We start from the raw sequence: 19908 nt of genomic DNA on the forward strand, positions 1-19908 counted from the left end.
ATGAAACGCCGCTCTTTCCTGGCCAGCCTTGCCGCGCTGGCCGCCGCCCCCGCCGCCGCCCGCAACGAACTGGTGCGTGCCGAGGCGCCGTTTTCCCACGACTGGCTGCGCGATGAGGCGCGCCGCCTGGCCCAGGCGCCCTATGCCCCGGCACCCGACGTGCCCGCGCCCTGGCGCGAACTGACCTACGATCAATACCGGATGATCTGGTTCAACTCGCAAAAGGCGATCTGGGCCGATGAACCGCGCCCGCTTCAGCTCGATCTCTTCGCGGCGGGGCTTTACTTCGAACATCCGGTGCAGATTGCCATTGTCGAAGACGGCATGGCCCGCACGCTGGGTTTCGATTTCAGCCTGTTCGACAAGACCGACAAGTTCCCCGATCTGCCCATCGACGAGACGATGGGCTATTCCGGGCTGCGCCTGCGGGCCGAGCTGAAGAAGCGCGGCATCTTCGAGGAATTCATGGTGTTCCAGGGCGCTAGCTATTTCCGCGCCATTGCCAGTGGTCAGACCTACGGGCTGTCGGCGCGTGGCCTGGCCCTGAACACGGGCGAGGCCGAGGGCGAGGAATTTCCCGAGTTCACGCGCCTTTGGGTCGAAGCCCCCGAGGCAGGCGCCGAGACCTTCGTGGTTCACGCGCTGCTTGACGGGCCCTCGGCCACGGGGGCCTACCGCTTCGAGATCACGCCCGGCACCCCCACCCGTGTCGAGGTGCAGGCCCAGATCAACCCGCGCGTCGCGCTGGAGCATGCGGGGCTGGCACCGCTCACCAGCATGTTCCTTTTCGATGAAACCAACCGGGACAAGTTCGATGATTTCCGCCCCGCCGTCCACGACAGCGAGGCGCTGATGATCTGGAACGGCAAGGGCGAGGTGCTGTGGCGCCCGCTGGCCAACCCGCGCGCCCTGCAACTTTCCAGCTTCGTCGATGAAAACCCCCGTGGATTCGGCCTGATGCAGCGCGGCCGCCGCCACGAGGATTTCGCCGATTTCGAGGCGCGCTATGAAAACCGCCCCTCGCTGTGGATCACCCCGCGTGGCGACTGGGGGCCGGGCCTGGTGCGGCTGGTGGAAATTCCCGCCGACCGTGAAATCTATGACAACATCGTCGCCTACTGGCGGCCGCGCGATCCGCTTGCACCGGGCCAGAGCCACGATTTCGCCTATGGCATGGCTTGGGGCGAACACCCGGCCGATCTGCCCCCGTTGGCGCAGATCACCAACACCCGCATCGGCAAGGGCTTTGACAGGGTGCGCATCGTCTGTGCCATCGACTTTGCCGATCACCCGGCCTTTGCCGACGGCCCCGAGGCGGTGACGATTCACGTCGATGCCAGCCGGGGCGATGCCACCCCCGGCATTTTGCAGCACAACCCGGGAACCGGCGGAATGCGGTTGGCGTTCAGCTTTGAACCGGGCGAGGCGCAGTCGGTCGAACTGCGCGCGCAGTTGTTCAAGGACGGATCGCCCATCAGTGAAGTATGGCTTTATAAATGGACACACTGACCCCTTTTCCGACAACCGGCACCATGCCGCCGCCCAGCCCGCTGAACCGCCCCATCCAGGCGCTTGACCGGCCCCATGCCGGCGCTTCGGCCCCGGTCAATGCCCGGTCGCGGGCGGCATGGTGGCGGCTGGCCACCTTCGTGCCGGCCATCCTGACCACGCTGGCCCTGATCGCCGCCTTTACCGACTGGTTCGCGATGGACGGGCTTTCGGGGTTTGAAGGCGTGGTCATTGCCCTGATCGCCTTCACCTTCTTCTGGATCGCGCTTTCGGTCGCCACCGCCACCCTTGGCGTGGCGACGCTTTTCGTGTCGCGCCACAAGGCCGCTGCGCCGACGGGCAAGGTGCAACCGCTGGACGTGGCCCTTCTGGTGCCGGTCTACAACGAGGCGCCGGCCGACGTTTTCGGCAATGCCGCCGCGATGCTGAATGCCCTGGCACAGGAAAACCACGTTCACCGGTTTTCGCTGTTCATCCTGTCCGACACCCGCGACGATGCCATCGCCCTGCAGGAGCTGCGCGCCTTTCATGGGCTGCGCGCGATGCTGCCGCCCGGTGCGCCGGTTTATTATCGCCGCCGCGCCGACAATATCGACCGCAAGGTGGGCAACCTGGCCGACTGGGTGGAGAACTGGGGCGGCGCCTATCCGGCGATGCTGGTTCTGGACGCCGACAGCCTGATGAGCGGGCGCGCCATCGTCGCGCTCACCGATGCCCTCTCGGCCGATCCGGGCGCCGGGCTGATCCAGTCGTTCCCGAAGCTGTTTGGCGCGCAATCGCTGTTCGGGCGGGTGCAGCAGTTTTCCAACCGCATCTACGGCACCGCCCTGGCCGAGGGGCTGGCCAAGTGGACCGACCGCGAGGGCAACTATTGGGGCCACAACGCCATCATCCGCTCGGCCGCCTTTGCCGCCTGCGCCGGTCTGCCCCGGGTGAAGATGCGCAGCGGCGAAGAGCGTCTGATCCTGTCCCACGATTTCGTCGAGGCGGGGATGTTGCGGCGCGCGGGATGGTCGGTGCGGTTCCTGCCCCGGATCGAGGGCAGCTATGAAGAGGTGCCCGCAACCCTGATCGATTATGTGCTGCGTGACCGGCGCTGGTGCCAGGGCAACCTGCAACACCTGCGGCTTCTGGCCAGCCGGGGCTTTCATGCGGTGTCGCGGTTTCATCTGATCTCGGGCGCCATGGGCTATCTCATGTCTCCGGCCTGGCTGGCGCTGCTGGTGGTGTGGTTTCTTGTGGGCAACGGCACGGAATCCAACGTGATCCGCTATTTCAGCGACCTGAACCCCCAGGTGCGCTGGCCCGAGATGACGCGCACCCACGGCATTGCCATGCTGATGTTCATGTATGCCATGCTGCTGGCCCCCAAACTGATGAGCGCGGGTGCCATCCACCGGGTCGGCATTCCCCTGCGCGACCTGGGCGGGCTGCGCCAGTTCCTGCTGTCGGTGCTGGGGGAAATCGCCCTCTCCATCGCCTATGCTCCGGTGTTGATGGTGCAGCAATCCATCGCCGTCCTGCGCACGGCGGCGGGTTTGCGCGAAAGCTGGGTGCCGCAGCACCGGGGCGGGGGCGGGCAATACGGCCTGGCCACGCTGGTCAAGTTTCACGCCGTGGAAACGGTGATGGGGCTGGCGATCGTCGGCGGCATGGCCCTGGGGGTCGTCAGTCTCTGGTTGCTGCCCATCGCGGTCAGCCTGGTGATGGCGGTGCCGCTGTCGGCGCTGTCGGGGGTGAATCTGGCCAACCGGCGCTGGTCGTCGCGTCAGTTGGGGACGCCGGAAAGCATCAACGCCCCGCGCATCATCCGCTCTGCCATGGTCGAGCGTCGGCGTTTTGCCGCCCTGCTGGCCCGCCCCGAAAGCGTCGCCGCCGAATGAATCGCCGGGGCGGGCCGCCTGCCGCCCGCCCGGCACAGCCATCTCTTTCTTGCTTAAAATACTCTTGCCGAAGGCACGCCGCGCAGCGGCGCCATCAGCGGTCCGGCCTTATCGCACCGGCAGGCCGCGGGCGATCCATCCCGGCCCGGCGGACGAGCCGAGCATGCCTTCGGGCACGTCGATGATCCGGGTGAATCCGGCCGCGCGCAGGTGGTTGGCCAGCCGGGCCGAGCGTACCCCGCGCGCGCAGATCAGCGCGACAGGCGCATCGCGGTTGCCATCAACCGCCCCGTCCAGCGCGGCGATGAAATCCTCGCGTCGCAGATCCAGCCGCAGGGCCGGGCCGGCGCTTCCGGTCCGGGCCCATTCGTCGGGGCGGCGGATGTCAATCAGCACGATTGAGTTGGCCATGGCCATGTCATGGGCCTGGGGCGGGGTCAGGGTGTCGCCGCCAAAGTCTTCGGTCAGGGCGGAATAGAACAGGTTTTGTCCGTCCAGCGCGACAAAACCAAGGCCTGCGACCGCACAGGCGCCAAGGCCGGTCAGAACGGCTCGGCGCTTCACCCGGCGGGGGCCAGCCGCGCGCGCAGGATCTCGGCCGCCTGTTCGGGCGACAGGATCGGCGGCAGGAGGCTGAGCACCGCGCCTTGCCCGTCAAGCAGGTAGATGAAACTGCCGTGGGCATAGATGGGGCCATATTCGGGATCGTCGAAGATGTGCTTTATCTCGACCGAATAGGCATCATAGGCCACCTGCAATTCCGCCTTGGTTCCGGTCAGCCCGACGAAATCGGGGTGCAGGTATTCCAGCGGCGGGCCGATTTCCTCGACCGTGTCGCGGGCGGGATCGACGGTTATCATCACCGGGCGCAGGGCAAACTCGCCCGCCAGGTCATCCACCAGGTCGGCCATCAGGGGCAGGGCGGCGGAACAGATTTGCAGGCAGTTGGCATAGCCGAAGAACAGAAGCTGCGCGCGCCCTTCGGGGTCGGCCTCGCTGCGGGGGGTGCCGGTCTGATCGGTGAGGGTGAAACTGCCCCCGAGGTCGAAGGGCAGGGGCGCCTCGGCCCGGGCAGGGGCCGCAAGACACAGCAGGATCAGGGCGGCGCGGATCATTCGAAGAGTTCGTCCTTGATCGCCGCGTCCTTGTCGGCGCCAAGGCCGAAGTAACCTTCTCTGGCGATTTCGGCATTCACGCGCGGATCGCGGCGAAACCACGGCCCCTTGCCCGCCGCGTCCGGGTGGGTATCGGCCCAGACCTTGGTCCAGCGGTTGGCCTTGGTCCATTCGGCATCGCCCTGCCTGCGGATCGTCTGCACCAGGTAGATGTTGCGCGCGCCAAGGTCTTCGTCCTCGATCAGCAGTCCATCAACCTCGACATCCTGCCCGCAGAACGGCAGCAGTTCGACAGCCGCGCCGGTGAAGGCGGGTTGGCTGTTCTTGTTGGGAAATACCAGCACGTTGTCGGCGCTGCGCACCAGGCCCAATTGCCTTGTGCCATCGCCGCAGTTTTCGGGGCAATCCCCGGTGACTTCGCACAGGATGTCGACGACCTTCGCTTCGAACCGGGCCGGTTGTTCGGCATAGAGGTTCCAGGATTTCGCCTCACTGCCTTCGGAAAAATCCTGTGCCGCGGCGGGCATGGCAAGGGCGAGAAGGGCAAGAAGATACCGCATCAGCGTTCTCCCTCCGGGATGGCGAAGGGGGGGACGGTGCCGTAATCAAGGTGGTTTTCGACGGTGATGTCGTTGTCGGTGACCACCTTTTCCACCACCAGGTAATTCAGCCCGTCGCGTTGGTAGTGCATCCCGTCCGCGACGATCTGGTGAGAGGCCAGGTTCAGCTGCGTATCGCCCCCGGCGCTTTCGGCGCTGCCTTCGATCTTCAGCACCATGTAGACGGTGCCGTCCTCGGCCAGCAGGCCCACCGGAATGCCCCCGGCCGAACACCAGAGCGCGCAGGTGTGATGGGCGCTGCCCACCACGGCATCGGGGCCGCCCATGACGCCGGAAAAGTAACACCAGGTGTCGATGATTTCACCGGTCACGCTGATCCGGGTGCCCTCGGCGGCGTGAAGGGGGGCGGCCAGGGCAAGCAGGGCGGCAAGCGGGCGTAACAGCATCGGGCGTCTCCTGTCAGGGGCGATGCTTTAGCCTGACACAGACCCGGCGCGCCACCTAACGGCAAAACGCCCGATCAAGCAGGCGTGATCACCGCCCGCGGATGCGCGGATCAAGCGCGTCGCGCAGCCCGTCACCGATATAGTTCACCGAAAGCACCGTCAGCGAAATCGCCAGGCCCGGCCACATAACCCGTTCGGGGTATTGTTGCAGGTAATCGGTGGAATCGAACAGCAGCCGCCCCCAGGTGGGAAAATCCGACGGAAAGCCCAGCCCAAGGAAGGACAGCGCCGATTCCGTGATGATGGCATTGGCGATGCCCAGCGTGGCGCTGACCATGATCGGGCTCATCACGTTGGGCAGGATATGGCGGGTGATCATCCGGCGGCTTGGGGTGCCGATGCTGCGCGCGGCCAGGACGAATTCGCGTTCCTTCAGTGCCAGGACATCGCCGCGCACGATGCGCGCCGTCTGCATCCAGCTGGTGATGCCGATGACCCCGACAATCAGGATGAAGATGCCGGCTTCCGGCCCGAAGGCCGAGCGAAGCGCATCGCGGAACAGCAGGATGATGACCAGCAGCAGCGGCAGCAGGGGCAGGGCCAGGAACAGGTCGGTAAACCGCATGAAAAGCCCGTCGAGACGGCGGAAATACCCCGCCAGCACCCCGATGAAGGTGCCCAGCACCAGCGAAAGCGCCATCGCCATCAACCCGACCGAAACGCTGGTGCGCCCGCCCGCGATCATCCGCGCCAGGGTGTCGCGGCCCAACTGGTCGGTGCCGAAGGGATGGGCCAGCGAAGGCCCCGAGTTGCGGGCGCGGATATCGATGTACTTGGGGTCGATATCCCAGAGAAGCGGGCCGACGATGACCGCCAGCAGGATGAAGACGAAGAACCCCAGCCCGGTCAGCGCCCCCTTGTGGGTGCGGAACTGGTCCCAGACATCGCGCCACTGGCTGCGCGCCTTTTCGGGCAGGCGGGCGGCCTGTGCGGCACCGACGGGATTGTGGATCACGGGTTCAGTCATAGCGGATCCTCGGGTCAAGAACGCCGTAAAGCACATCTGCGATCAGGTTGAACACCACGATCAGGATGGCGAAGATGAAGGTCAGGGTCTGCACCATGGGCAGGTCGTTGGCCTGGATCGCGGTGATCAGAAGCTGGCCGATGCCGTTCACCTTGAACACCTGTTCGGTGATGATCGCGCCGCCGAAGATGCCCGGCACACCAAGGGCGATCACCGTCACCACCGGGATCATGGAGTTGCGCAGCACATGCACCATGACGACCACCGATTCCGTCATCCCCTTGGCCCGCGCGGTGCGCACATAATCCTGGTTCAGGTTGTCCAGCATCGAAGCGCGCATGAAGCGGCTGATCTGCGCCGTGGTCTGCAGGGCCAGCACCATGACCGGCATGATCATCTGCATCAGCTGCACCTTGAAGCTGGCCCAGTCGTTGACGACATGGGTGGTGTCGTAGATCGAGGGCAGCCAGCCCAGCTTGACCGAGAAGATCACGATCAAAAGCACGCCGGAAAAGAACGGCGGGACCGAATAACCGATCATCGCCACGAAGGTGCCCGCCTGGTCGAAGACGGAATACTGGCGATAGGCCGAGTAGATGCCGATGGGCAGGGCGATCAGCACCCCCACCACATAGGCCAGCCCCACCACCCAGAGCGTTTGCGGAATGCGCTGCATCACGATGTCCATCACCGGGCTGCGCGTCTGCCACGAGATCACCCGCAACTTGCCCTCGGCAAAACCGGTGCCGAAGATGTGGTCGAACAGGTTCAGCGGCTCGATCCAGAAGAACTGGACCAGCCATTTCATGAACCGGATGTGACCGGGTTCGCCCAGGCCCAGGGCAAGGCGCATCTTCTCCTTCACCTCGGGGGGCACGGTCAGCGGCACCTGCGCCATGGGGTCGCCGGGGGCAAGTTCAAGCAGCAGGAAGATCACCAGCCCGATGAACAGAAGGGTCGGCACCGACAGGAAAAGGCGGCGGATGGTGAAGGTCAGCATGGGATGCCTCGTGAATCAGCGGGCATGAACGTCTTTCAGCCCCAGAAGGGCCGCGGCGGCCAGCATCATGGCCCCCGAAACGCGGTTGAGAAGCCGTCCGCGATGACGCAGGCGGCCCATGACGCGTTCGGCCAGATGGGCGTAAAGCGTCAGGATCGTCCCGTCGACCACGATATAGGTGGCGCCGAGGATCAGAAGCTGCGCGGCCAGCGGGCGGGCCGGATCAATGAATTGCGGGAACAGCGCGGCGAAGAAGAACACCGCCTTGGGGTTCGACGCCGAGGTGAAGAAGCCCTGGAAATACAGCGCGCGCAGGCTGACCTGTGGCGCCGAAACCTCGGGCGTGGCGGGGGCGGCGCGGAAGGTGCGGATGCCGACATAGATCAGATAGGCGACACCGGCCCACTTGATCACGTCCAGCAGATGATCGGAGGTGGCGATCAGGGTGGCCAGGCCAAGACCGGCGGCCAGCATCTGAAACGCATTCGCCGTCAGGTCACCCGCGGCCGTCGCCATCGACCGGCGCGCGCCGTGGCGGGCGGCGTTCGACAGCATCAAAAGCTGGCTTGGCCCCGGAGGCGTGGCAAAGAACACGGCCACGGTGGCCAGGTAAAGGCTGTAGGTTTCCCAGGTCATGCAGGCCCCTGTGGCGGTCGGAGTTCGGAAAGGCGCAGGGTGGGGGCGGGCGCTGGCCCGCCCCCGGTTGTCGTCATTCCTTGATGCGGTACCAGTCGGCGGCATTCCACAGTTCGGAATCCCAGGTGTTCAGGATCACGCCACCCAGGGTGTTGGAATGGGCCGAAACCCGGCCACGATCCACCAGCCCGACGATCACGTCGCTGTCCTTGGTCACCATGTCGTTCAACTGCTTGGCGATGCGGCCGCGTTCGTCCAGATCACCCGTGCGGCCCAGTTCGGCCAGCAGTTCTTCGTAGGCAGGGTCGCAGAAGCGGTTGATGTTCTCGCCCTGCCACTGGGTTTCCGGGCTGGGCACCTTGTCGCAGGTATAGGCGGCAAGATAGGCCTCGGGGTCGGTGCCATCGAAGTTGTTGGCGTACATTTCCACGTCGGCATAGAAGCGCTGGAAGGTGTCGGGCGAACCGGGGTCACCACCGAAGTAGACCGAGGCGTCGATGGCGCGCAATTCGGTCTCGACACCGATTTCCTGCCACCACTGCTTGATCAGCGCCTGGAAGTCCTGGCGCACCGCGTTGACCGAGGTCTGATACAGCAGCGACAGTTTCTTGCCGTCCTTGTCGCGCACGCCGTCGCCATTGGTGTCGGTCCAGCCGGCCTCTTCCAGCAGGGCCTTGGCGCGTTCGATGTCCTGGGGCATGCATTCGGTGTTGTCCGAGGCATAGTTTTCGGGGGCGGGCACCAGGTTGCAGGTGGCGCGGCCGGCCTGGCCATAGCCCACTTCGACCAGGAGATCGCGGTCGATGGCAATGCTCAGCGCCTTGCGCACACGGCCGTCCGACAGGATCGGATGCGGATGCTTCAGCGTCGAACGCTCGCCCTCGGGCAGGTCGGGCGAAGGATCGGTGAGGTTCATCTCAAGCCGCTCGACCAGGGTGCCGAAGGCCGAGACGGGCTTGCCCTTGCCGGCGGCTGCCATGGCCTCGATCACGTCGGGGGCCAGTTGCAGGTTCCAGGCATAGTCGTATTCGCCGGTTTCCAGAACAGCACGCCCGGCCGCCGCCGCATCGCCGCCGCCCTTGAGGACAAGCCTCGAGAAGGCAGGTTTGCCGGCTTCGCGGTAATTGGGGTTCGCCTCCATGGTGATCACGTCGTTGGGGCGGAAATCGGTCACGACAAAGGGGCCGGTGCCGATGGGGTTGAAGTTTTCCTCGGTGCATTCGGGGGCGCGGGCACCCTTGCAGTCGGCGAACTGGGCCGCCTGAAGGATCGGCGACTGGCCGCCCATGAAGGGCAGATAGGGGTTCGGTTTGGGTTCCTTGAAGGTGACCTTGACGGTCAGGTCATCCAGGGCCTCGACCGATTTCACGCCCTCGAACTTGGCCAGCTGCGCACAGCCGCCTTCGGGGTCCATGCAGTATTCGGCGGTGAACACCACGTCGGCCGAGGTGAAATCGGACCCGTCGGACCACTTGATGCCCGGCTTGATCTTCCAGGTGATTGTGGTCAGATCCTCGCTGACGCCGCCATTGGCAACGGTCGGAATCTCGGTCGCGAGGTAGGGCACCAGGTTGCCGTCCTGATCGTAGCGGCCCAGCGGTTCAAGAACCAGCGAGGCGCCCTCGATGTCCTTGGTGCCGCCCGACAGGAACGGGTTCATGATCGAAACGGCCTGCCAATAGATGACCCGCACCTCACCGTCGCGGCCACGCTCGCCTTCGTGGGCGTCGGCATAGGCCATTACCGGGGTCATCGCCACCGCAGCGGCGGCGCCCCAGAGCGCTGTCTTCAGTCTCATGTCATACTCCCTTGTTGGTTGGTCTTTTGGTCTTGCGCCCCTCGCCCGGGGCCGTGGCCCGAAGCGGAGACGGTATCGTCCAGAAGGTGGCAGGCGGCGAAACGCCCCGGGGCCACCTCGCGGAATTCGGGGTCGACGCTGCGGCAGATGTCCATCACCTGCGGGCAGCGGGTGCAGAAATTGCACCCTTTCGGCGGGTTGGCCGGGCTGGGCACATCGCCGGTCAGGATGGTGCGCTGACGGCGCGCCGCGATGGCCGGGTCGGGGTCGGGCACCGCCGAAAGAAGCGCCTGGGTATAGGGATGCAGCGGCGCGGAATAGAGCGGCTCGCGCGGGGCGAGTTCGACGATCTTGCCCAGGTACATCACCGCCACCCGGTCGGCGATGTGGCGCACCATCGAAAGATCGTGGCTGATGAACAGGTAGGTCAGGCCCAACTTGTCCTGAAGATCCTCAAGGAGGTTGACCACCTGCGCCTGGATCGACACGTCCAGCGCCGCAATGGGTTCGTCGCAGACAATGAAACGGGGGTTCAGTGCAAGGGCGCGGGCGATGCCGATGCGCTGGCGCTGGCCGCCGGAAAAGGCATCGGGATAGCGGTTGGCGAAGGCGCGGTTCAACCCCACCTGGTCCATCAGTTCATAGACCCGCTCTTCGCGCTCGGCCTTTGAAAGGCTGGTGTGTTCCAGCAGCGGTTCGCCGATGATGCGGGCCACGGTCATGCGGGGGTTCAGACTGGCCTGGGGATCCTGGAAGACCATCTGCATCTTGGGGCGCATGCGGCGCAGCTCTTCCGGGCTGGCCTCGGCGATGTCGGCCCCCTCGATCAGGATCGACCCGCCCGAAACCTCGTAAAGGCGCAGGAGGGCGCGCCCGCAGGTGGATTTGCCGCAGCCCGATTCACCGACAAGGCCCAGGGTTTCGCCTTCCAGAATGTCGAAGGTCACCCCGTCGACGGCCTTCACGGCACCGACGATGCGGCGCAGCAACCCGCCACGGATGGGAAAGTGCATCTTGAGGTCGCGCACCTCGACCAGCTTGCGTGGCGTGCTCATCGCTTTTCGCTCCCTGCCGGTCGCTCGGCGCGGCGCGCCGTCTCCCCGCGATGAGGGACGCCAGGACCGAAGAGCGCCCCGTTACACATGGCGCGGCCCCCCGGTGGCCGGGTCCCAGAAACAGGCCACGTCGTGCCCCTGGCCCACCGCAAGGCGCGCCGGGTTCTCGGCGGCGCAGCGGTCGAACCCATGGGCGCAGCGGGGCAGGAAGGGGCAGGCGTCGGGGGCCTTCATCTGGATCGGCGGCTGCCCCTCGATCACCTGCAGGCGCGGGGCGCGGTCGCCGCTGACCGAGGGGATCGTCTTGAGAAGGCTGCGCGTATAGGGATGCTGGGGGTTCGAGAACAGCTCCTGCACCGGGGCCTGTTCCACCACCTGGCCCGCGTACATCACGATCACCCGGTCGGCGATGCCCGCGATCACCCCCAGGTCATGGGTGATCCAGATGATCGCCATGCCCAGCTTTTCGCGCAGGTCCTTCACCAGTTCCAGGATCTGCGCCTGGATCGTCACGTCCAGCGCCGTCGTCGGTTCGTCGGCGATCAGAACCTCGGGGTCACAGGCCAGGGCAATGGCGATCATCACACGCTGGCGCATGCCGCCGGAAAACTGGTGGGGGTAGTCATCCAGTCGCCGCCGCGCATCGGGAATGCCCACCAGTTCCAGCAATTCGACCGCGCGGTTGCGCGCCGCCGCCTTGCTCAGGCCCATGTGCTTGCGCAGGGGCTCGCAGATCTGGAATCCGACGTTGAACACGGGGTTGAGCGAGGTCATCGGGTCCTGAAAGACAAAGCCGATCCGCTTGCCGCGAATGCCGCGCAGCGCGTCGGCGTCGGTCTTCAGCAGGTCGCGCCCGCCGAACAGGACCTGCCCGGCGCAGACATCGGCCGGGGGCGAGGGCAGCAGGCCGATCAGCGACATCATCGTCACCGATTTCCCCGAGCCGGATTCGCCCACCACACCCAGCAATTCCCCCGGGCGCAGATCGAAACTCACGTCATTCACGGCATGTATCTTGCCGGACCGTGTCTGGAACACGGTCTTCAGGCCCTTGACATCAAGGACGGGCGCGGCCCCATCGGGCATATATGACTCCCCAGTCAATTTTATCGTTCATCCCGGATCGGTCTGTGCCGTCTCAGGTTGACGATCACCATTGCGCAAGATTCGTATCCTCACAACCTTTTATCGTCTGACATGGCGTCAAGGTCGCGCCCTGGGCCGCTGTCGGGCGGGCCGGCTTGACGCGGCGGCGGCAGCGGCGCACCCTTTGCCAAACCGCCGAAAGGAATGCCCCCGATGTCCAGCCCCTCCGCGCCCTCGCCAAGCCAGCGCCTTTCGGCGCGCCAGATCATGGACAAGCTGGTCAGCTTTCCCACCGTCAGCCGCGACAGCAACCTGGAACTGGTGGACTGGGTCGAGGAATACCTGGCCGGCTTCGGCGTGAAGGCCACCCGCGTCTATGACCCCACGGGGCGAAAGGCCGCGCTCTATGCCAATGTCGGCCCCGAGGTCGAAGGCGGCATCGTGCTGTCGGGCCACACCGACGTGGTGCCGGTGGACGGACAGGCCTGGGATACCGACCCCTTCACGGTCACTGAAAAGGGCGGGCGCCTCTATGGGCGGGGCACCTGCGACATGAAGGGGTTCGACGCGCTGGCCCTTTCCGCCGTGCCCCTGGCGTTGGAGCGGGGGGTGAAGCGCCCGCTTCAGATCGCGCTGTCCTATGACGAAGAGGTGGGATGCGTGGGCGCGCCGCCGATGATCGACGACATGGTGAAACACCTGCCGCGCGCCGCCGCCGCCATCATCGGCGAACCCTCGATGATGAAGACGGTCACGGCCCACAAGGGCGGCACCGGCTTTCACACCCACGTTCGCGGGTTCGAGGTGCATTCCTCGCTCATCCACACCGGGGTCAGCGCGATCATGTTCGCAGCCAAGCTGATCGAATGGGCCAACGCCACGAATGGCGAAAACGCCGCCGCGACGCCCGGCCCCCTCGCCAGCGTCTTCGTGCCGCCCTATACCACCCTGCACGTCGGCCAGATCGAAGGCGGCACCGCCCACAACATCACCGCCAAGGATTGCCGCTTCGGCATGGACTTCCGCGTCGTGCCGGGCGAATCCATGGAAGGGTGGCGGCAGCGCTATCTCGACAAGGTGCGCGAGATCGAGGCCGAGATGCAGGCGATCGTCCCGGAAACCGGCATCGACGTGACACCCTATTTCAGCGTCACGCCCCTTGCCCCGGAAGACAACGGTGCCGCCGAGGCGCTGGCCCGCGCGATCACCGGTGACAACGGCAACCACGTGGTCAGCTACGGCACCGAGGCCGGGCAGTTCCAGGAACGCGGCTATTCCGCCGTGGTCTGCGGGCCGGGCGACATCGCCCAGGCCCACCAGCCGAACGAATACATCGAGAAATCGCAGTTCGAGGCAGGAGAGCAATTCGTCGCGCGGGTCGTCGACAGCCTCTGCACCTGACCCGCGGTCCCGTTTGCCCCTTGCCGCAGGCTGCGCGCTTTGTCAGGCTTGCGCCCAAATCATCAGGAGCCTTTGTCATGCCCGTCAAGAACCGCTTTGCCGAACTGCTGCCCCAGATCACCGAATGGCGGCGCGATCTGCACATGCACCCCGAACTGCTGTTCGACACTCACCGCACCAGCGGCATCGTCGAGGAAAAGCTGAAGGCCTTCGGCTGTGACGAGGTGGTGACCGGCATCGGGCGCACCGGTGTCGTCGGTGTGATCAAGGGGCGCCAGACCGGGTCGGGCAAGGTGATCGGGCTGCGCGCCGACATGGACGCGCTGCCGATCATCGAGGATACGGGCCTCGATTATGCCAGCACCGAGAAGGGCAAGATGCATGCCTGCGGCCACGACGGGCACACCGCCATGCTGCTGGGTGCGGCGCAATACCTGGCCGAAACCCGCAACTTCGACGGCACCGTCGTGGTGATCTTCCAGCCCGCCGAGGAAGGCGGCGGCGGCGGGCGCGAGATGGTGAACGACGGCATGATGGAGCGTTTCGGCATCCAGGAGGTGTTCGGCATGCACAACTGGCCCGGCATGCCCGTGGGCAGCTTCGCCATCCGCCCCGGCGGGTTCTTCGCCGCAACCGATGTCTTCGAAATCAACGTCGAAGGGCGCGGCGGCCATGGGGCCAAGCCGCAGGAATGCATCGACCCCATCGTCGCCGCGTCGCAGATGGTGACGGCGCTGCAATCCATCGCGTCGCGCAATCTCGACCCGGTGGAACAGCTTGTCGTCTCGGTCACCTCGTTCCAGTCCGAAGGCGAAGCCTTCAACGTGATCCCGCAGAGGGTGCGCCTGCGCGGCACGGTGCGCACCCTGGATGAAGGGGTGCACGACATGGCCGAAGAGCGGCTGAAGGCAATCTGCACCCTGACGGCCCAGGCCATGGGCTGCAGCGTCACCATCGATTACAACCGCAACTACCCGGTGATGGTGAACGCCGAGGAACAGACCGATTTCGCCGCCGAAGTGGCCCGCGCGGTGGCGGGCGACTGCGCCGAGGCGCCGCTGGTCATGGGGGGCGAGGATTTCGCCTTCCTCGCCAATGCCCGCCCGGGGGCCTATATCCTCGTGGGCAACGGCGATACCGCAGGCGTCCACCACCCCAAGTACAACTTCGACGACGAGGCGATTCCGGCAGGCTGCTCCTGGTGGGCCGGCGTGGCGGAAATGCGGATGCCGCTGGCCAACTGATCACAAAGGTGCGCCGAAGGCTGAAATGCGGCCCGGCGCACCCCGGGGCCTTCTTCATATCGACAAGGCGCGTCACTTCCCCTCCACGCCCCTCATCTTTGGTCGTGAAATATCCTCGGGGGGATGAATTGCCGAAGGCAAGAAGGGGGGCAGACAGCCCCCCTTTTCCAACCTCTCAAACCATGGCGTGGCTCAGAACCGCACCTCTGCCTCCGTCAGCTAAAACCTTCGCCCGGGCGCGCCTCAGCCGCCCGTATGGCTCATGTGGCGGGACATCTGGCCATCGGCCTTCTGGCGGGAATAATCGAAATCGTGGCCCTTGGGCTTGCGGGCGATGGCGGCGCGGATCGCCTCTTTCAGCAGCGCATCGTCGTTCGAGGCCCGCAGCGGCGCGCGCAGGTCGGCCATGTCTTCCTGCCCGAGGCACATGTAAAGCTCACCCGTGCAGGTCAGGCGCACGCGGTTGCAGCTTTCGCAGAAATTATGGGTCAGCGGCGTGATGAAGCCGATCTTCTGTCCCGTTTCCTCAAGCCGCACATAGCGGGCAGGGCCGCCGGTGCGTTCGGCCAGGTCGGTGACGGAATATTCCTCACCCAGGCGCGCGCGCAGGTCCTTCAGCGACCAGTACTGGTCAAGCCGATCCTCGTTGCCCAGATCGCCCATGGGCATGACCTCGATCCAGGTCAGATCGCAATCGCGGGCCGCGCACCAGCGGGTGAGCGAGAACAGCTCGTCCTCGTTGAAGCCCTTCAGCGCGACGGCGTTCAGTTTCACCCGAAGGCCCGCCGCCTGGGCCGCGTCGATGCCGCGCAGAACCTGGGGCAGGCGGCCCCAACGGGTGACGCGGGCGAATTTCTCTTCGTCCAGCGTGTCCAGCGACACGTTGATCCGCCGCACGCCGGCGGCGTAGAGATCGGCGGCGTATCTTTCCAGCTGCGACCCGTTGGTGGTCACGGTCAGCTCGCGCAGGGCACCCGAGTCGAGGTGCCGGGTCATCGACCGGAAGAACGTCATGATATCGCGCCGCACCAGCGGTTCGCCGCCGGTGATGCGCAGTTTTTCAACCCCCAGCCCGATGAAGGTGCTGCACATGCGATCCAGTTCCTCGAGGCTCAGAAGTTCCTTCTTGGGCAGGAACGTCATGTGTTCCGACATGCAATAAACGCAGCGGAAATCGCAGCGGTCGGTCACCGATACCCGCAGGTAGGAAATTGCACGCTGAAACGGATCGATCAGAGGAGTATCCATGCCAAGAGACTAGGGAGGGCAGTCTTCCGCCGCAAGGGGGATTGCCCGTTGCCCGCCCGCCAAAGGGGCAGTATCGTCGGGCCCATGAACAAGTTCCTGTGTCCTGCGGCCCTTGTCGGCCTCTTCGCCCTGACCGCCTGCGGCCAGGCTCCCGAATTCCTTCAGCGTGGCAAGCCGGCCAATCAGCGCCCGGCGGGCGAGCCGCTGAGTTCGACCACGCCCGGCGGTGCCGACCTGAGCGACGAGGTGCGCGCCGTGGTCGCCGCGCCGCCGCCGCCGTCCTCGGCCCGCACGGCGGATGAGTTCGACACCACCACATCCGAACAGCGCGCCAAGGCCGAAGCGGCCCCCACCGGCGGGGGCGAACGCCGCCTTGGCGAAACGGTGGCCTCGCTGGGCGATCCGACGCAATCGGGGTTCTGGATCAAGTCGCCGCTGGTGAAGACGCCCGGTTCGGGCCGTATCGAGAACCCGACGAACGGCAAATCGGCACAGGTTGAACTGATCCCGCTCGACGGCCCCGAATCCGGCGGCTCGCAGGTATCCCTTGCCGCGCTGCGCCTGATCGAGGCCCCGATCACCGACCTGCCGACGCTGGTGGTCTACGCGAACTAGGTCACTCCACCGTCACCGATTTCGCCAGGTTGCGCGGCTGATCCACATCCGTGCCCTTGGCGATGGCGGTGTGATAGGCCAGCAGCTGCGCCGGGATGGCATAGAGGATCGCGGCGAAGACCGGCGCGACCCGGGGCATGGTCAAGACCTCCCATGTGCCGGCCCCGGCTTCGGCGGCGCCCGCAGAATCCGAGATCAGGACCACCTTGCCGTTGCGCGCCATGACCTCCTGCATGTTGCTGACGGTCTTGTCGAACAACCCGTCGCGCGGCGCGAGGACGATCACCGGCACATGTTTGTCGATCAGGGCGATTGGGCCGTGCTTCAGTTCACCTGATGCATAACCTTCAGCGTGTATATAGCTGATTTCCTTGAGTTTCAGGGCGCCTTCCATGGCAAGTGGAAACATCGCCCCACGGCCCAGGAACAGGATGTCCTGCGCCTCGGCCAGGCGGCGGGCGATTGCCGCGATCCGGTCTTCGGCACCCAGGGCCTGGCTGATCTGGGCCGGCAGGGCGCGCAGGTCGGCCACATGGGCGGCAAGGGCCGGGGCCTCCAGCGTCCCGCGATCCTGCGCCGCCCGCAGGGCCAGCATGGCAAGGACCGTCAACTGGCAGGTGAAGGCCTTGGTCGAGGCGACGCCGATCTCGACCCCCGCGAGAATGGGCAGTGCCACGTCGCTTTCGCGGGCGATGCTGCTTTCTGGGACGTTGACCACCGAAACGATGGCGGCCTTGTCGCGGCAATAGCGCAGGGCGGCGAGGGTATCGGCGGTTTCGCCCGACTGGCTGACGAAGATCGCCAGGGTGCGCGGCCCGATGGGCGGCTCGCGATAGCGGAACTCCGAGGCGACATCCACTTCGACCGGCAGGCGCGCCAGTTGTTCGAACCAGTATTTCGCGGTGAGACAGGCATAGAAGGCCGTGCCGCAGGCCACCATGACGATACGATCTATTTCTTTGAAATCAGGAAGTTCTGGCGGGAAGTCGAAGGTGTCGGCGGTCAGGTAGTGGGCCATGGCATCGGCCAGGACCACCGGCTGTTCGGCGATTTCCTTGGCCATCCAGTGCTTGTGCCCGCCCTTTTCCACCCGGGTCTGATCGGCGGTCAGGGTCCTGGCCTCACGCGTTGCGGGCCGGTCTTCTGCGTCGAAGATTTCAACCGAACCACGGGTCAGGACGGCGCGATCGCCTTCCTCAAGATAGGTGATCCGGTTCGTCATCGGCGCAAGGGCGATGGCATCGCTGCCGATGAAGACCTCGCCCTCGCCATGGCCGATGGCTAGCGGAGAGCCCTTGCGCGCCGCGATCATCAGGTCGTTTTCCCCCCGGAACAGGAAGGCCACCGCGAAGGCGCCCTCCAGCCGCCCAAGGGTCAGGCGCGCCGCTTCGCGCGGGTCGTGGCCTTCGGCAAGGTGCTTGCAGGTGAGCTGTGCGATGGTTTCGGTGTCGGTGTCGCTTTGAAATTCGTGTCCCTCGGCGGTCAGTTCCTCGCGCAGGGTGCGGAAATTCTCGATGATGCCATTGTGCACCACGGCCACCGGTCCGGCCTGGTGGGGGTGGGCATTGGCCACCGAGGGGGCGCCATGGGTGGCCCAGCGGGTGTGTCCGATGCCGGACTTGCCCGCCAGCGGGTGATGCACCAGGTGATCGGAAAGGTTCACCAGCTTGCCCACCGCGCGACGGCGGTCCAGCGTGCCGTCGTTCACCGTGGCAAGGCCGGCGCTGTCATAACCGCGATATTCAAGCCGCTTCAGCGCCTCGACGATGATCGGCGCAACCTCATTCCTGCCCAGAACCCCGACAATACCGCACATTACCGGGAATCTTTCTGTTTGCTTGCCTTCAGCGCCTTTAACTTTTCGAACAATCGCTGGGCGAGACCCGGTTTGTTCACCTGCCTTGCCCGGCCCAGGGCCAGCGCCCCGTCGGGCACGTCTGATGTGATGACCGAGCCGCTGGCCGTCATCGCGCCGCTGCCCACCCGCACCGGGGCGACCAGCATGGTTGACGATCCGATGAAGGCATTTGCGCCGATTTCCGTGCGGTGCTTGAACACGCCGTCATAGTTGCAGGTGACGGTTCCGGCGCCAAGGTTGGCCTTTTCGCCCACATCCGCATCGCCCACGTAGGACAGGTGGTTCACCTTCGCCCCGTCGCCCAGTTGGGCGTTCTTGATCTCGACGAAATTGCCCACCTTCACATCGTTGGACAGTTCTGCCCCCGGCCGCAGGCGGGCATAGGGGCCGACGACGGCGCGCGCGCCCACATGGCAGCCTTCAAGGTGGGAAAAGGCGCGGATCTGCGCTTCGGATTCCACCGTGACGCCGGGGCCGAAGACGACATTGGGTTCGATAACCGCATCCCGCCCGATCCAGGTGTCCAGCGCGAAGAAGACGGTTTCGGGTGCGACGAGGGTGACGCCATTCTCCAGCGCCTCGGCCCGGCGATTGGTCTGGAAGATCGCCTCGGCGCGGGCCAGTTCGGCGCGGGTGTTGATGCCCAGCGTCTCGGCCTCGTCGCAGGTGACGGCGGTGGCCGACAGGCCGCGTTCGCGGGCCACGGCGACGATATCGGTGAGATAGTATTCACCGGCGGCATTGTCGTTGCCAAGGCTGGCCAGAAGATCGAACAACAGCGCCACATCGACGGCAAATATCCCGCCGTTGCAAAGTGTTATCGCGCGCTCTTCATCACTGGCATCCTTGAATTCCACGATCCGCTCAAGCGTGTCGCCCTGCATCACCAACCGCCCGTAGCGGCCCGGAACGGCGGGCGAGAAGCCCAGCACGACGATATCGTTTTCGGCGCGCGCGCGGGCCATGCGCTCCAGCGTTTCGGCCCGCACGAAGGGGGTGTCGCCGAACAGCACGAAGGCGGTGCCGGTCGCATCCTTGAGCGCGTCACGCGCGCAGTTGGCGGCATGGCCGGTGCCCAGTTGCTCGGCCTGTTCGACGACCGCGATGTCGGGGTCGATCTCGGCCGCGGCGCGGCGCACGCTGTCGCCCCCATGGCCCACCACCAGCACCCGTGAGCGTGGCTCGAGCGGATCGCCCGAGGCCAGGGCATGGGCGAAAAGTGGCGCGCCACCGATGCAGTGCAGCACCTTCGGCAGGTCCGAGTTCATGCGCGTTCCCTGACCGGCGGCCAGGACGATAAGATGTGCGTCCATCACTGCTCTTTCTTTTTATTCCTGAACCTTTTACCCCTTGGCGGCCATGCGGCAAGGGGCGGGGCGATCAAAAACCGTTTCGCCACGTTGCAACGCGGGCGGATTCTGGCCGGG

18 protein-coding genes are annotated in these 19908 nt (G+C 65.6%); 5 read left to right on the forward strand and 13 right to left on the reverse strand.

Features of this window, described 5'->3' with window-relative positions:
* Both H7828_RS08155 and mdoH read left to right on the forward strand, forming a co-directional pair.
* The gene (locus H7828_RS08155; RefSeq protein WP_226780524.1) at positions 1-1509 is read left to right on the forward strand and encodes an OpgD/OpgG family glucan biosynthesis protein; all 1509 of its coding nucleotides are present in this window, start codon (positions 1-3) and stop codon (positions 1507-1509) included.
* Positions 1497-3392, forward strand: coding sequence for a glucans biosynthesis glucosyltransferase MdoH (gene mdoH / locus H7828_RS08160; RefSeq protein ID WP_226780525.1), 1896 nt, complete (start codon positions 1497-1499; stop codon positions 3390-3392). The genes H7828_RS08155 and mdoH overlap by 13 nt, the downstream gene beginning before the upstream one ends.
* 108 nt (positions 3393-3500) lie before the next feature.
* Here mdoH and H7828_RS08165 read toward each other — a convergent pair whose 3' ends face one another.
* The 10 genes from H7828_RS08165 to H7828_RS08210 all read right to left on the reverse strand — a co-directional run bounded on the left by H7828_RS08165 (position 3501) and on the right by H7828_RS08210 (position 12115).
* On the reverse strand, positions 3501-3956 hold the full coding sequence (locus H7828_RS08165; protein ID WP_226780526.1) for a rhodanese-like domain-containing protein: 456 nt from the start codon (positions 3954-3956) through the stop codon (positions 3501-3503).
* The gene (locus H7828_RS08170; RefSeq protein WP_226780527.1) at positions 3953-4507 is read right to left on the reverse strand and encodes an SCO family protein; all 555 of its coding nucleotides are present in this window, start codon (positions 4505-4507) and stop codon (positions 3953-3955) included. The genes H7828_RS08165 and H7828_RS08170 overlap by 4 nt, the downstream gene beginning before the upstream one ends.
* On the reverse strand, positions 4504-5067 hold the full coding sequence (locus tag H7828_RS08175; protein WP_226780528.1) for a hypothetical protein: 564 nt from the start codon (positions 5065-5067) through the stop codon (positions 4504-4506). Before H7828_RS08175 ends, H7828_RS08170 begins: the two co-directional genes overlap by 4 nt.
* A complete protein-coding gene (locus H7828_RS08180) occupies positions 5067-5513 on the reverse strand; it encodes a hypothetical protein (RefSeq protein ID WP_226780529.1) in 447 nt (148 codons plus the stop codon). The genes H7828_RS08175 and H7828_RS08180 overlap by 1 nt, the downstream gene beginning before the upstream one ends.
* An 88-nt stretch (positions 5514-5601) precedes the next feature.
* Positions 5602-6540, reverse strand: coding sequence for an ABC transporter permease (locus tag H7828_RS08185; RefSeq protein ID WP_226780530.1), 939 nt, complete (start codon positions 6538-6540; stop codon positions 5602-5604).
* Positions 6533-7540, reverse strand: a complete 1008-nt coding sequence (locus H7828_RS08190; RefSeq protein WP_226780531.1) for an ABC transporter permease — start codon at positions 7538-7540, stop codon at positions 6533-6535. The genes H7828_RS08185 and H7828_RS08190 overlap by 8 nt, the downstream gene beginning before the upstream one ends.
* Before the next feature lie 15 nt (positions 7541-7555).
* Complete coding sequence (locus H7828_RS08195; protein ID WP_226780532.1) at positions 7556-8176, reverse strand: LysE family translocator; 621 nt, start codon at positions 8174-8176, stop codon at positions 7556-7558.
* Between the two features lie 73 nt (positions 8177-8249).
* Positions 8250-9974 (reverse strand): peptide ABC transporter substrate-binding protein, encoded by a 1725-nt coding sequence (locus H7828_RS08200; RefSeq protein WP_226780533.1) that lies wholly within the window; start codon positions 9972-9974, stop codon positions 8250-8252.
* Positions 9971-11029, reverse strand: a complete 1059-nt coding sequence (locus tag H7828_RS08205; protein ID WP_226780534.1) for an ABC transporter ATP-binding protein — start codon at positions 11027-11029, stop codon at positions 9971-9973. Before H7828_RS08205 ends, H7828_RS08200 begins: the two co-directional genes overlap by 4 nt.
* Before the next feature lie 81 nt (positions 11030-11110).
* Positions 11111-12115, reverse strand: a complete 1005-nt coding sequence (locus H7828_RS08210) for an ABC transporter ATP-binding protein (RefSeq protein WP_226780535.1) — start codon at positions 12113-12115, stop codon at positions 11111-11113.
* 213 nt (positions 12116-12328) lie between these two features.
* Between H7828_RS08210 and argE the strand changes: the two genes are divergently transcribed.
* Together argE and H7828_RS08220 are read left to right on the forward strand one after the other, a co-directional pair.
* The gene (argE, locus tag H7828_RS08215; RefSeq protein ID WP_226780536.1) at positions 12329-13516 is read left to right on the forward strand and encodes an acetylornithine deacetylase; all 1188 of its coding nucleotides are present in this window, start codon (positions 12329-12331) and stop codon (positions 13514-13516) included.
* Positions 13517-13593: 77 nt separating this feature from the next.
* Positions 13594-14760: a M20 aminoacylase family protein gene (locus tag H7828_RS08220; protein WP_226780537.1), complete on the forward strand. Its 1167-nt coding sequence runs from the start codon at positions 13594-13596 to the stop codon at positions 14758-14760.
* A gap of 243 nt (positions 14761-15003) precedes the next feature.
* Here H7828_RS08220 and moaA read toward each other — a convergent pair whose 3' ends face one another.
* Positions 15004-16008, reverse strand: coding sequence for a GTP 3',8-cyclase MoaA (gene moaA / locus H7828_RS08225; protein WP_226780538.1), 1005 nt, complete (start codon positions 16006-16008; stop codon positions 15004-15006).
* A gap of 84 nt (positions 16009-16092) precedes the next feature.
* Between moaA and H7828_RS08230 the strand changes: the two genes are divergently transcribed.
* A complete protein-coding gene (locus H7828_RS08230) occupies positions 16093-16623 on the forward strand; it encodes a hypothetical protein (RefSeq protein ID WP_226780539.1) in 531 nt (176 codons plus the stop codon).
* 1 nt (position 16624) lies between these two features.
* Here the strand turns inward: H7828_RS08230 and glmS are convergent, their stop codons facing one another.
* Together glmS and glmU are read right to left on the reverse strand one after the other, a co-directional pair.
* Positions 16625-18439, reverse strand: a complete 1815-nt coding sequence (gene glmS / locus H7828_RS08235; RefSeq protein WP_226780540.1) for a glutamine--fructose-6-phosphate transaminase (isomerizing) — start codon at positions 18437-18439, stop codon at positions 16625-16627.
* Entirely contained in the window at positions 18439-19794 is a 1356-nt protein-coding gene (gene glmU / locus H7828_RS08240) for a bifunctional UDP-N-acetylglucosamine diphosphorylase/glucosamine-1-phosphate N-acetyltransferase GlmU (RefSeq protein WP_226780541.1), read from the reverse strand. The genes glmS and glmU overlap by 1 nt, the downstream gene beginning before the upstream one ends.
* Positions 19795-19908 lie beyond the last annotated feature (114 nt).

Origin of the sequence: Oceaniglobus trochenteri (assembly GCF_020529025.1) — a bacterium.
Classification (GTDB): Bacteria; Pseudomonadota; Alphaproteobacteria; order Rhodobacterales; family Rhodobacteraceae; genus Oceaniglobus; species Oceaniglobus trochenteri.